Raw genomic sequence first — 12,385 nt, forward strand, 5'->3', positions numbered from 1 at the left:
GCGGTCCGCTCAGACCGCGGCGGGAGCGCTGTCGGCCTGGTGCGCCTGGCGGGTGGTGGCGACGCCGACGCCGCGCACCCAGCCGAGCTTGCCCGCGACGATGTAGAGCACCATCGACAGGAAGAGGCTGAGCAGCGACGGGATGCCCCAGGTCACGAAGTAGCCGACCAGCGACGAGACCAGCCACACGATGATGGTCGCCGGGACGATGCGTGGGGCGGTCAGCGGCAGCGTGCCGGCCTCTCGGGTCGCGTCGAGTTCGGGCCGCCAGCGGCGCACCACGTAGTACTCGGCGACCATGATGCCGGCGATCGGCGGGAACGCGACGCTGAGCACGACGAGGAACTCGGTGAACTGACCGAGGATGCCGACGGCTGCCAGCACCGAGCCGACGACACCGAGGACGATGGTCGTGGTGACGCGGTGCAGGTTCTTGCCGAAGGCGGTCGAGATGAAGTTCACCAGGCCCAGGGTCGAGGAGTACAGGTTCCAGTCGTTGATCTTGAGCGTGCCGGTGAGGACGATGAACAGACCGATGAAGCCGACCGACGAGGTCACGATCGCGACGATGTCGCCGGTCGCGGCCGCGTGGGCGAGGAGCACGCCGGCGAGACCGATCACGAACTCGCCGAGGGAGACGCCGAGCACCGTCTGCTTGATGACGTCGGCCCGCGAGCGGTTGAACCGGGTCATGTCGCCGGTGATGATGGCGCCGACGATGAGGCCGCCGGCGACGATCCCGGTGCCTGCCCAGACGCTCATGGTCGGTCCGGGTGCCGGGCCGGTCAGCAGCTCGCCGATGTCGTGGCGCGTGAGCTCGGAGATGACAGACCAGCCGACGAGGATGAGGAACAGCGGCACCGTGATGTTCGCGAGCCATTGCATCCCGACGAAGCCGAACGCCACGATCGCGGTGACGGCGAGGCCGAAGATGAGGCTCCACGCCCAGACCGGCAGCGCGCCGGGCATCAGGGCGTCGAGGGACTGCGCCGAGATGGCGGACTGGATGCCGAACCAGCCGATCAGACTGATGCCGATCGCGAGGCCGACCAGGGAGGCGCCGATCTCGCCGAAGCCGGTCCAGCGCGCCAGGAGTGCGGTGTTGAGGCCCTCGCGCTGGCCGATGAAGCCGACCACGCACATGATCACCTCGAGGATGATCGAGCCGAAGAGGAAGGCGAGGACGGCCTCGCCGAAGGTCATGCTGTAACCGAGGGTCGCGCCGAGGAGGAACTGCGAGAGGGCCGAGACCTGTCCGAATCGCTGAACGGCGATTCCGAACCAGGGCTTGCGGGCCTCGGGCGTCACTCGGGAGAGCGCGAAATCGTCTGCGTGCGCCGTGCGTGCCATGGGAGTCCTTCGGGAGGAGGAGGGAACGGGTTGCCCGCCACGGTACTCACCCCGCCGCCTTCCCCGACATGTGCATCTCGCCCTGATCTCCCCTCCCCCTGTGCACACTGCCCTCCCCCCCTCCCCCTCTCCCGCCCTCTCCCGCACTTCTCGCCGAGACCCCGGGCTCACGCCGAAACCCCCTGTCTCCGGCGTGGGCGACAGGGGGTTTCGGCGCGAAAGCGGGGTGTCGCGGCTCAGTGCAGGGCGTTCGCCTCGATGAAGGCGCGGAGAGCGAGCGCGTCGTCGGGCATCTCGGTCACGTGCTGGGGGGCGTCGAGCATCTGCTGCAGTTCGGGCGAATAGCCGAGCTCGACGCCGATCGCCTCGTGGATCGTCTCGGCGAACTTCTCGGGCTTCGCCGTCTCGAGCACGAGCATCGGCACCCCCGGCTCGACGTACTCCCGCGCGATCTTCACGCCGTCGGCGGTGTGCGGATCGATGACCTCTCCCGTGGCCTCGTACACCGCGCGGATCGTCGCGAGTCGGTCCGCGTGGGTCGAGGTTCCGCTCACGATGCCGAACTCCTCTATGAACCGTTCCTTGTCGGCGGAGAAGTCGAAGTGCCCCTGGGCCTCGAGGTCGTCCCACGCTCCCACGACGCGGGCGGGATCGCCGTCGACCAGCTCGAAGATGAAGCGCTCGAGGTTCGACGCCTTGGAGATGTCCATCGACGGGCTCGAGGTCGCGAGCGTCTGGGCGGCGCTGCGCGGACGGTACACGCCGGTGCGGAAGAACTCGTCGAGCACGTTGTTCTCGTTCGCGGCCAGGACGAGGCGCCGGATCGGCAGGCCCATCTGCTTCGCGTAGAACCCGGACAGGATGTTGCCGAAGTTCCCTGACGGCACCGTGAACGACAGCTCGGTCCAGCCGCCGGCGTCGGTCGCGCGCAGCCATGCCCAGAAGTAGTACACCGTCTGGGCCGTGATGCGCGCCAGGTTGATCGAGTTGACGGCACCGAGGTGCTGGGCGCGCTTGAAGTCGAGGTCGCCGGCGAGCTTCTTCACGAGGTTCTGGCAGTCGTCGAAGACGCCCTCGACCGCGATGTTGTGCACGTTCGCGTCGTCGAGCGAGAACATCTGCGCCCGCTGGAACGCGCTCATGCGGCCCTGCGGCGAGAGCATGAACACGGCGACCCGCTCCTTGCCGCGGAGGGCGTGTTCCGCTGCAGAGCCGGTGTCGCCCGACGTGGCGCCCAGGATGTTCAGCACCGCGTCGTTGCGCTCCAGCGTGTACTCGAGCACCTGGCCGAGGAACTGCATGGCCATGTCCTTGAAGGCGAGCGTCGGGCCTTCCGAGAGCCCGACCAGGGTCAGCTCGTCGTCGACCGCCCGCAGCGGCACGACCCCGTCGGGGAAGCCAGCGTAGGCGGCATCCGTCATCCGCGCGAGGTCGGCGCGGGGGATGTCCGTCGCGAACAGGCCGAGCACCTCGGTCGCCAGCTGAGGGTAGGTCAGCGCACGCCAGCGCTCGAGCGTCTCGCCGTCGACGGTCGGCATGATCTCGGGCACCGCCAGTCCGCCGTCGGGCGCGAGGCCCTCCAGCAGCGTCTCGCTGAACGACTGCGGCTGCATGCCGCCGCGGGTGGAGATGAACGGCACGTTGGCTCCTCGGCTCGGGACTCGGCACGTCCATTCTCGCAGGCGGTTCCGTGCGGAACGGACGCGATGACGCCCGCCGGCTCAGAACAGCGAGGTGGGCAGAGCGCCCTCATGCTCCAGCAGCCAGCGCTTGGTCTCGAGACCTCGCCCCGTGTCGCCGCCGGAGTACCCGCCCAGCCCGTCCCCGGCGACGACCCGGTGGCAGGGCACGATCAGCGGCACGGGATTGGCGCCCATGATCGATCCGATGCCCCGCGCCGGAACAGCGGTGCCGCTGCGGGCGGCGAGTCCGCCGTAGGTGACGGTCTCCCCGTGCGCGACGGTCTCCTGCAGGGCGAGCAGCACGGCTCTGGCCGCGGTGGTCTGGACGCCGAGGTCGACCGACACGTCGAAGCGCTGCAGGGCGCCGTCGAAGTAGGCACGGAGTTGCGCGAGTGCTTCAGCGAGCAGCGGATCGGCGCCGGGGTCCGCCGCGATGACGCTTCCTTCGGGCGCAGTCGACCGCCACGTGACGCGGGTGATCGCCGCGCCGTCGCTCTCGACCCCGATGACCCCGACGGGAGTCTCGAGCGTTCCGAAGGCCGACATGCGTCGAGAGTACCTCCCGTGCAGGACACGCGGACCGGCGGGGGAATCACGGTGGCGGCGAACCGTCTCGGCGGGAGGGGGTATGGCGCCTCGTCGCTTCCGGCGCGGCGAGCTGCGAGCGCGCACGGATCGCCGGCCTCGACACGTCACCCACGGCTGACCTGATGCCAGAGGGCGGCCCACTGCTCGGGGCGCAGATCGCGGGGAAGGCGTTGCTCCCCCGCCCCGGCAGCCGCCACCGCACGTCGAGCCCCGCCCATCGGGATGCGAGCGGCGGCCGCCACCACCGCGGCGAGGCTCCCGCCCCGCCCCGTGAACATCGCCCGGACGAACGCGTCGTACCGCTTCCGATCCGAGACAGGGACGAGCGGCGAACCCCGACGGGTGATGGCGAGCAGACCGCCGTCGACGCTCGGCCGGGGAGAGAATCCCCACGCGGGAACCCGGCCCTCCAGGGAGAACTCGAACCACGGGGCCGACTGCGCGGTCATCAGGGTGCCGCCACCGACGCCCGCTCGTTTGCGCGCGACCTCCCATTGCGTGAGCAGCACCGCCTCGTTCCAGCGACCGTGGGAGAGCAGACGCCGTAGGATCGGCGTCGTCACGTGGAAGGGGATGTTGCCGACGACGACCTCGGCGTCGAGCGGATGGCGCGTGGCGTCGGCCACCTCCACGCGGACGTCGGGCAGCGCCCTGCGCAGACGACCGACGCGATGCTCGTCGAGGTCGATCGCGGTGAGGGGCCTGCCCAGCGCTCCGAGCTCGCGCGTCAGGACGCCATCGCCGCAGCCGAGTTCGAGGATGCGGCCGGACGTGCGCGCGACGAGGACGGTGATGCGAGCGAGGGTCGGACGGTGGGTGAGGAAGTTCTGGCCGAGTTCGTGACGGCCGCCATGGATGGATCGAGGCATGAGTGCGCTCCAGAGGAAGAATCGGAGCACCTCGACGGAGGCGAGGACGCGTGGGAGCGTCAGTGAGGATCGCCCGTCCCGAGGTGCGATGACATCTCGGTGGACGGCGCGCAGATGCGTGCGGAGTGCGAGCGCGCCGTCAGGCGCGGCGGTCGCGGAACACGAGGGTGCGCCCCATCACGGGCGCTGCGCATATTGTTCCCATGTCCGCCAGCATATCGGCACTCAGATCCAGCCGCGCTCCTCGGCCATGAGCACCGCCTGCTGACGGGTCTCGACCGAGAGCTTGCCGAGGACGACCGAGATGTGGTTCCGCACGGTCCCCGGCGCGAGGGAGAGCGCTCGAGCGATCTGCCCGGTCGTCTCGCCGCGACGGCCTGCCCGCAGTACGTCGAGCTCACGGTCCGTGAGGGGCGAACGCTCGTCGCTCAGAGCATCCGCGGCGATCTCGGGATCCACATAGCGCGCGCCGGCAGCCACGCGGCGGATGACCGCCGCCACCTCGTCGGCGCCCCGGGACTTCGGCAGGAATCCGGCCACCCCGGAGGCGAGGGCGCGGCGCAGCACACCGGGTCGCGCGTGCCGGGTGACGACGACGCACCGGGTCGCGATCGCCCTGTTCAGCTTCTCGGCCACCTGCACGCCGTCCAGTCCCGGCATCTCGAGGTCGAGCAGGCACACGTCCGGATGCAGCCGCAGCGCCTCGGTCACCGCCTGCTCGCCGTCCGCGCACTCCGCGATCACCTCGATGTCCGGCTCCAGGCGCAGCAGCGCCGCGAGCGCGGAACGGATCATGGCCTCGTCGTCGGCCAGCAGCACGCGGATCATCGCCCCTCCTCGGTCTCGGCGGGAACGGTGACCACGACCACGAACTCGTCCGCCTCCCGTCGCACCTCGAGCGTGCCGCGTGCCTCCTCGATGCGCCGACGGATGCCGTCGAGGCCGGAGCCGTCGTGCTCGAGCTCGGCGCCCGGCACCGTGTCGTTCCCGATCTCGTAACGCCAGCTGTCCGTGGTCCGCGTCAGCAGGAGGCGCGCTCGCCGCCCGGCACCGTGTCGGAGGACGTTCGTCGTCGTCTCCCGGATGACCGGCCCCAACGCGGAGGCCGGGGCCGCATCGGCATCCGCGTCGATCGCGGCCTCGACCTCCAGCCCAGCGGCGACCAGCAGGTCCCTGGCGTTGGCCAGCTCATCCCCCAGCGGAACCGAGCGGAAGCGGGTCGCGAGATCCCGCGTCCCCTGTCGCGCCTCGTCGACGCTGACCCGTGCCGCACGGAGCTGCTCCATCCCGGCATCCGCATCGATCGGCAGCAGGCGCTCCGCGAGTTCGAGCTGCAGCGCCACGACCTGGAGGTGGTGCCCCTGCAGGTCGTGCACATCGGTCGCCACGCGCAGACGCTCCTGGGTCGCGGCGAGCTTCGCCTCGGAGGCTCTCGCGCGGTCGAGCGTCACCAGCACGTCCCACCACCAGAGCGAGCTGACACTCATACCGGGGAGCAGCGCGCCGTAGACGACGGGAATCCACCAGGGGAGCCCGCCGTTCAGTCCGGCGGCGGAATCGACCACGGCCAGTGCGGCGAGGATGAGGGTCGCCGCCAGGACGACGCGGACGCGGACGCCGCGCGGCCAGCTCAGGAGCACGAAGAACTGCACGATGGGCATGGCGGCGAGCTGCCAGCTGCTCACCAGGGCGCCGGCCGTGAGGCCATAGGCGGCCGCGACAAGGAACGGCACCGCCAGGCTCCGCCACATCGCCTCCGGCCCGCTGTCGACGCGGCGTCGGTAGTGGACGAGCAGCATCAGCGTCGACGCGCACCAGACCACGCCCCCGATGCCGACGAAGAGCACGACGCCGCCGCTCACATCCTCCGCGGCGGCGATCCCGGCCCACGCGACGACGAGCATCAACTCGATGAACAGGACGGCGGTGACGGTGTACCACCAGGTCGCGGTGATGCCCCGCGCGAGTTGACGGGCGCCGAGTGCCGGCTCGGCGACGGAGGACGGGGGGATGCTGCTCACGCTCCCACGATACGGCCGTGACACTTGTCACCCGTCGAGGGCGCGATCCACCCGGAAAGGGATGACGGGCCGACACTGCCGCGCGCGTCGGAGTTCGAGTGGACTGGTGTCATCGCGACGGAGACTCCGATCGCATCGAACCACGGGAGCACCCCCATGAACCTCATCGAGACCTTCCAGAACCTGGTCGCCCAGGTGCCCGAGCTGGTCCAGCCGCTGATCGTCGCCCTGGCCGGCGCCGTCCCCTTCGTCGAAGGCGAGGGCGCCGTGAGCATCGGGATCATCGGCGGCATCGCTCCGGTCGTCGCCGCGATCGCCGCCATGGTCGGCAACTTCCTGTGCGTCATGGTGCTGGTGCTGGCGAGCTCCGGCGCCCGCGCCGCTGTGGTGAACCGTTCGCGGGCCAAGCAGGTCGCGCTCGCCGGCGGCGGTACCGGCACCGAGACGGAGCCCGCACCGGACGCCGGACGCGGCAGTGCGCGCCGGGACAAGTTCCAGCGCGCGTTCGAGCGCTACGGCGTTCCCGGCGTCAGCCTCCTCGGCCCCCTGCTGCTGCCGACGCAGTTCACCGCGACCATGCTGGCCGCGTCGGGCATCGGCAAGGGACGCATCCTCTTCTGGCAGGCGCTCGCGATCATCGGATGGACGACCATCGTCGCGTTCATCGTCGGGAGCGCGGTCTACGCGATCAGCTGATCATCCGGGTGGGGGCGCGCGGTCGGCGCCCCCACCCGACCGATCCGCTGTCGCAGCGCCACCGTGCCGCGTCATCGGTCCGCGATGTCCGACCCCCCGGGCAGGATGACGGCATGATCACGCTGCTCTCGGCCCCGTCCAATCTCGGTCTCCGCCCGCCCGAGCACGGCAGCGTCCCAGGAGCTGCGAAGGCACCGGAGGCGCTCCGCGAAGCGGGACTCTTCCGCCGCTTCGGGGAACTCGGCGCCCGCGAGAGCGGAGTGGTCCTGTCGGGACGCTACGTCGACGACGACGACACCCGCGCGGCCGGCTTCGTGCGCAACCAGGAGGCGATGCTCGATCACACCCGACGCCTGGCGGAACGGCTCGGCCGGATACTCGATGCCGGTGAGGCACCGCTCGTGATCGGCGGCGACTGCGCGATCCTACTCGGAGCCGGGGTCGCGACCGCACGCCGCGGCGGGATCGGGCTCGTGCACGTCGACGGGCACACCGACTTCCGTCACCCGGGCAACAGCGACGAGTGCGCGAGCGTGGCAGGCGAGGCTCTCGCGGCCGCGGTCGGCCGGCACTGGCCGGCGATCGCCGACATCGAGGGGTTGGCGCCCTACTTCTCGGCGGAACGCACCGCGCACATCGGTCACCGGGACGACGACGAGGAGCAGGAGGAGGTGCGCGCCCTGCTCGGTCGCGTCACTCCGGCTTCCGACGTCGTCGCTCTCGGAGCCGCCCGTGTGGCCGCCGACGCCGTCGCCGTGGCCGGCCCCGCGTACTGGCTCCAGGTCGACGTCGACGTGCTCGACCCCACGGTCATGCCCGCGGTGGACAGCCCCGATGCCGGCGGGATCGATGCGAGCGAACTTACCGCGCTGCTGCAGGGACTGGCTCCGCACGCGGTCGGCGCCTCCATCACGGTATTCGACCCCGATCTCGACCCCGACGGGCGGTACGCGCTCCTGCTGGCCGACGTCCTGGTCGACGGCCTGCGCGACCTCGGCAGCCGGGTCCGCCGCGATGGAGGCGGCGTCCCCGGCTGACCGCGGTCAGGCGTCGCTCGCGCTCGCCGGCTCGGCACTCGCGTGGGGCGTGACGCGCACACGCGAGATGCGTCGACGGTCGATCTCCGCGACTTGGATCGTCGCTCCGGGCACCTCGACCGTGTCACCGACCACGGCGAGCCGCCCGAGCTGCTCCGTGACGAGTCCGGCGATGGTGTCCGATGAGCCCCGGGGCATCGCCAGGCCGGTGGCCTCTTCGAAGTCCTGCAGATTGAGACGCCCGTCGATGCCTTCGTCCGAGGTGATGAAGACCTCGGCGTCGTACTCGTCGAAGATCTCCCCCACGACCTCCTCGACGAGGTCCTCCAGGGTCACCAGCCCATCGGTGCCGCCGTACTCGTCCACGACCACCGCGATGTGGTGACCCTCGGCTCGCATACGGGTGAGGGTGGGCAGCACCCGCGCGGTCGACGGGATGTAGGGGATGTCGCGGACGAGGGCGTTCAGCGCGCGCGTCGGATCCTCGGCGGCCGCCTCGAAGAGATCGCGCACGTGCACGAACCCGGTGATGTCGTCGATCGAGGTGTTCGAGACCGGATACCTCGAGAACGGGAGGTCCCGCACCTGCGACAGGGCGTCTCCGACGTTCGACGCCTCGTCGAGGGCGACGACCTCGGGCCGCGGTCGCATCACCTCGCTCACCTGCCGCCCTCGCAGGGACAGCACGTCGTCGAGGATGCGACGCTCATCGTCGGGCAGCCCTTGATGGCTCGCGACGATGTCGCGCACCTCTTCGTCGGTCATCTCATCGTTCGTCTTGTGCGGGTCGCCGCCGAGCAGACGCACGAGGGCGTTGGTCGACACCGACAGCAGCCAGATGACCGGGCGCATGACCGTCGCGAATCCGTTGAGCGCCGGCGCGACCGCGTAGGCGAACTGCGCGTTGCGCTGGATCGCGAGCCGCTTCGGCACGAGCTCGCCGAGCACCAGGGAGAGGTAGGCGATGATCAGCGTGAGGACCAGCGTCGCGAGGGTCAGCGACAGCGCGGGCGCCAGGCCCCATGACTCCAGCACGGGTGCCAGCGACGGCGCGATCGACGTCGCACCGTAGGCGGCGGAGGCGAAGCCCGCCACCGTGACGCCGATCTGCACGGCCGAGAGGAAGGTGTTCGGGTTGCGGGCGAGGGCGGCGACCTTCGCGCCGCGGCGGCCTCGTTGGCCGATCGCGTTGATCTGGCTCTCGCGCAGGGTGACCAGCGCCATCTCCGTCGCAGCGAAGACACCGCCGATCAGCACGAACACGAAGACGAGGGCGATGTTCCAGAGCAGGTCGCCCATCAGCGGGCCCCCTCCTCGGTGGCGGGGTGAGCGCCCGGCGTGAGCCGGGCGCTCGTACTGTCAGAGTCCGAAGAGTCAGAACAGCGCTGCGCGCTCAAGAGTGCTCCTTGTCGGTAGGGGTGGTGTCGGTGGTGGAGGTGACGGCGCCCGGCGTGCGACGCGTCTTGAGCAGGCTCGCGACGGTCGCCACCGCGATGGTCGCGGCGATGAACAGCAGCGAGAACCAGATGGGGATCTCGGGCGCCCACTCGACGCCCTGGCCGCCGTTGATGAACGGCAGTTCGTTCACGTGCAGGGCATGCAGGACGAGCTTCACGCCGATGAACGCGAGGATGACCGCGAGGCCCTGAGCCAGGTAGACGAGACGCTCCAGGAGTCCGCCGATCAGGAAGTACAGCTGACGCAGCCCCATGAGCGCGAAGGCGTTCGCCGTGAAGACGATGTATGCCTGGTCGGTCAGGCCGTAGATCGCGGGGATCGAGTCGACCGCGAACACCAGGTCGATGAAGCCGATCGCGATGATCGTGAGGAGCATCGGGGTGACGAAGCGCTTGCCGCTCTTGACCACGGTCAGCTTGTCGCCGTTGTACTCGTCGCTCACCGGGAGGTGACGACGGACGAACGTCATGAAGCGCCCGTTCGCCGGGTTGCTCTCGTGGTTGCTGAACGCCTGACGGTAGGCGAGCACGAGCAGCAGCGCACCGAACAGGTAGAAGATCCAGGAGAAGTTCTCGATCAGCGTGGCACCGACGGCGATGAAGATGCCGCGCAGGATCAGGGCGATCACGATGCCGATCATCAGCACCTTCTGCTGGTACTTCTTGGGCACCGCGAAGCCGGTCATCACGATGAGGAAGACGAAGAGGTTGTCGATCGACAGCGCCTTCTCGGTCAGATAGCCGGCGAAGTACTCCCCGCCGTATGTCCAGCCCGAGACGACGCCGATGCCGACGCCGAACAGCAGCGCGAGGCTGATGTAGAAGATCGACCAGCGGGCCGATTCGCCGATGGTCGGCTCATGCGGCGTGCGCACGTGCGCGAAGAACTCGTATACGAAGAACGCGATCGTGACGGCGATCGTGATGATCCAGATCAGGGGGGTGACGTCCAAATGCGGGCTCCAGACTCGGGGTACGACAGTACCGCCAAAGTCTTCTCCATTCCATGGAACATGGAACCGGTGGCCCGGGATGCGACGTGCATCCGTAATGACGACCCCACCGTATCGGAGTACTCCCCTTGGGAGATCTCAGAATAGAAGACGACCCTTTGCTGTTCCTGTGGATCACCTGCGAACGGACGACGCCCTCGGTGTCAGTCCAGCTCGGAGCGAGTGAGGTCCTGCTCCTCCGCACGGTCGATGGTGCTCGGAAGCACCTCGTCGAAGAAGCTCACGAGCACGGCCCTGGTCTTCACGGCGTCGCGCTCGATCATCGCCGCGCGGAGGGCGCCGACGAAACCGTCGACGGCCTCCCAGTCGACGGCGTCGCGCGCATGCTGGCTGAACCGGCGGATCTGCGGTCCGAGACGCTCGATGATGACGGCGCGCGCGTCGTTGCCCTCGATGCGGGCGAAGCCGGTGGCGATGCCCCGCAGCGCGATGCTGAACCCGGCGACGTCGCGCGCCTTGGCCGATGACGACATCGCGTCGGCGAGCTCGGTGAGGTAGGCGACGTCGTCGTCCTGGATCAGCGGCATCACGTGGCGCACGGAGCCGATCCAGATGTCGCCGAAGAGATCCACCGCGTTGCGGACCTGGTCGAGGTCGATCGGCGCCACGCGCGTGTAGCGGTTGCGCTGCATCTCCACGAGACCGTGGTCGGCGAGCCGGTCGAGGGCATGGCGGATCGGGGTCTTCGAGGTTCCGAGCCGCTCCGCGAGCTCGTAGTCGCGCAACCGCTCACCGGGCCGCAGCTCTCCGGTGATGATCGCGTCCTGCAACCGCGCGTAGGCCTCGTCGCTCATCGACCGACGCTCGAGGGGTCCGCCTGACAGTGCCACATGTCCTCCACTCGAACACGACAGTAGAGCCTGAAGTTCTACCTTCTATGCAATGTATCGCATCGCGCGTAATACCCGTGAAAAATCGGAGTCGCTGTCGTCTGCCGAGTCCGATCACGCGCCCGGTGGCCCGTCGAGGACGGTGGGCACGTATTCGAGCAGCTGCGTCCGCCGGTCGAACGTGCGCGATTCGACAAGGGGCGGACGCATCGCGATCATCGGCGCCGCACGGCGTGCCGCCGTCCGGAGGAGCGCGCGGGGGGGCACCGTCTCGAGGCGGAATTCGGCGGAGGCGCCGACGATCGTGGCGCACCTGGGGTCAGGCGGAGACGGCCTCCCGGATGGCCTCGGCGGGGGTGGTCGTCGGGCGCCCGATGAGAGTGCGGAGGTCATCGCCCTCGACCAGGAGCTCGCCGCGCTTCAGGCTCTGATCAGAGTCCGCGAGAAGTTCGGCGATGGGCAGCGGGAGGCCGAACGAGGCCAGCACGGCGACATAGTCAGCGGCGGGGAGGTCGTTGTAGACGACCGGGGTCCCCGTGACGTCCGTGATCTCCGCGGCGAACTCGGCGAGCGTGAACGCAGCGTCTCCGCCCAGCTCGTAGACCTTGCCCGCGTGGTCGTCGCCGAGCAGCACGGCCACCGCGGCCTCGGCGAGGTCGCGACGGGTGACGGCGTTGACGCGGCCCTCCCCGGCGATCGCGGCCGCGAGCTGAGCGCGCTCCTCGCCCCTCTCACCGCCTGGGTCGTCGGGAACGCGGACGACATCATCGACGGACAGGACTCCGATGCTCCTGACAGGGACGCGCCGACCGCCCGGTGAGCCCGACACCTCCGCGAATCGG

General features: G+C 69.7%; 12 protein-coding genes and 1 pseudogene. 2 read left to right on the forward strand and 11 right to left on the reverse strand.

Going from position 1 to position 12,385, the window contains the following annotated elements; translation table 11 throughout:
• Positions 1-9: 9 nt before the first annotated feature.
• The 6 genes from F6A08_RS15185 to F6A08_RS15210 all read right to left on the reverse strand — a co-directional run bounded on the left by F6A08_RS15185 (position 10) and on the right by F6A08_RS15210 (position 6,510).
• On the reverse strand, positions 10-1,350 hold the full coding sequence (locus F6A08_RS15185) for a purine-cytosine permease family protein (protein WP_017204579.1): 1,341 nt from the start codon (positions 1,348-1,350) through the stop codon (positions 10-12).
• A gap of 236 nt (positions 1,351-1,586) precedes the next feature.
• Positions 1,587-2,990: a threonine synthase gene (thrC, locus tag F6A08_RS15190; RefSeq protein WP_151459898.1), complete on the reverse strand. Its 1,404-nt coding sequence runs from the start codon at positions 2,988-2,990 to the stop codon at positions 1,587-1,589.
• Positions 2,991-3,071: 81 nt separating this feature from the next.
• Positions 3,072-3,578: a methylated-DNA--[protein]-cysteine S-methyltransferase gene (locus F6A08_RS15195; RefSeq protein ID WP_151459899.1), complete on the reverse strand. Its 507-nt coding sequence runs from the start codon at positions 3,576-3,578 to the stop codon at positions 3,072-3,074.
• A 146-nt stretch (positions 3,579-3,724) separates the two neighbouring features.
• Entirely contained in the window at positions 3,725-4,489 is a 765-nt protein-coding gene (gene erm / locus F6A08_RS15200) for a 23S ribosomal RNA methyltransferase Erm (RefSeq protein WP_151459900.1), read from the reverse strand.
• Positions 4,490-4,714: 225 nt separating this feature from the next.
• Positions 4,715-5,317, reverse strand: coding sequence for a response regulator transcription factor (locus F6A08_RS15205; protein ID WP_017204577.1), 603 nt, complete (start codon positions 5,315-5,317; stop codon positions 4,715-4,717).
• Positions 5,314-6,510, reverse strand: a complete 1,197-nt coding sequence (locus F6A08_RS15210; RefSeq protein ID WP_017204576.1) for a sensor histidine kinase — start codon at positions 6,508-6,510, stop codon at positions 5,314-5,316. The genes F6A08_RS15205 and F6A08_RS15210 overlap by 4 nt, the downstream gene beginning before the upstream one ends.
• A gap of 156 nt (positions 6,511-6,666) precedes the next feature.
• Here F6A08_RS15210 and F6A08_RS15215 point away from each other — a divergent pair, with 156 nt between their 5' ends.
• The gene (locus tag F6A08_RS15215) at positions 6,667-7,206 is read left to right on the forward strand and encodes a small multidrug efflux protein (protein ID WP_151459901.1); all 540 of its coding nucleotides are present in this window, start codon (positions 6,667-6,669) and stop codon (positions 7,204-7,206) included.
• 113 nt (positions 7,207-7,319) lie between these two features.
• Positions 7,320-8,243, forward strand: coding sequence for an arginase family protein (locus F6A08_RS15220; RefSeq protein WP_151459902.1), 924 nt, complete (start codon positions 7,320-7,322; stop codon positions 8,241-8,243).
• Positions 8,244-8,249: 6 nt separating this feature from the next.
• On the opposite strand, the gene F6A08_RS15225 is transcribed toward F6A08_RS15220, so the two are convergent.
• The 5 genes and pseudogenes from F6A08_RS15225 to F6A08_RS15245 form a co-directional block, all read right to left on the reverse strand.
• Entirely contained in the window at positions 8,250-9,542 is a 1,293-nt protein-coding gene (locus F6A08_RS15225) for a hemolysin family protein (RefSeq protein WP_151459903.1), read from the reverse strand.
• A gap of 94 nt (positions 9,543-9,636) precedes the next feature.
• Positions 9,637-10,653: a TerC family protein gene (locus F6A08_RS15230; protein ID WP_017204572.1), complete on the reverse strand. Its 1,017-nt coding sequence runs from the start codon at positions 10,651-10,653 to the stop codon at positions 9,637-9,639.
• Positions 10,654-10,856: 203 nt separating this feature from the next.
• Positions 10,857-11,507, reverse strand: a complete 651-nt coding sequence (locus F6A08_RS15235) for a GntR family transcriptional regulator (RefSeq protein WP_192576790.1) — start codon at positions 11,505-11,507, stop codon at positions 10,857-10,859.
• Positions 11,508-11,657: 150 nt separating this feature from the next.
• Positions 11,658-11,741 (reverse strand): annotated as a pseudogene (locus F6A08_RS15240) (dihydrofolate reductase family protein); the annotation flags it as partial.
• Between the two features lie 121 nt (positions 11,742-11,862).
• Entirely contained in the window at positions 11,863-12,372 is a 510-nt protein-coding gene (locus tag F6A08_RS15245; protein WP_151459905.1) for a Rossmann-fold NAD(P)-binding domain-containing protein, read from the reverse strand.
• Between the last annotated feature and the right edge of the window lie 13 nt (positions 12,373-12,385).

This window comes from Microbacterium algeriense (assembly GCF_008868005.1).
Classification (GTDB): Bacteria; Actinomycetota; Actinomycetes; order Actinomycetales; family Microbacteriaceae; genus Microbacterium; species Microbacterium algeriense.

Bases quoted from the DNA above. Each gene is read 5' to 3' on its own strand.
- F6A08_RS15185 (WP_017204579.1), bottom strand. From the start codon at position 1,350: ATGGCACGCACGGCGCACGCAGACGATTTCGCGCTCTCCCGAGTGACG.
- F6A08_RS15195 (WP_151459899.1), bottom strand. From the start codon at position 3,578: ATGTCGGCCTTCGGAACGCTCGAGACTCCCGTCGGGGTCATCGGGGTC.
- erm (WP_151459900.1), bottom strand. From the start codon at position 4,489: ATGCCTCGATCCATCCATGGCGGCCGTCACGAACTCGGCCAGAACTTC.
- F6A08_RS15205 (WP_017204577.1), bottom strand. From the start codon at position 5,317: ATGATCCGCGTGCTGCTGGCCGACGACGAGGCCATGATCCGTTCCGCG.
- F6A08_RS15215 (WP_151459901.1), top strand. From the start codon at position 6,667: ATGAACCTCATCGAGACCTTCCAGAACCTGGTCGCCCAGGTGCCCGAG.
- F6A08_RS15220 (WP_151459902.1), top strand. From the start codon at position 7,320: ATGATCACGCTGCTCTCGGCCCCGTCCAATCTCGGTCTCCGCCCGCCC.
- F6A08_RS15225 (WP_151459903.1), bottom strand. From the start codon at position 9,542: ATGGGCGACCTGCTCTGGAACATCGCCCTCGTCTTCGTGTTCGTGCTG.
- F6A08_RS15235 (WP_192576790.1), bottom strand. From the start codon at position 11,507: ATGAGCGACGAGGCCTACGCGCGGTTGCAGGACGCGATCATCACCGGA.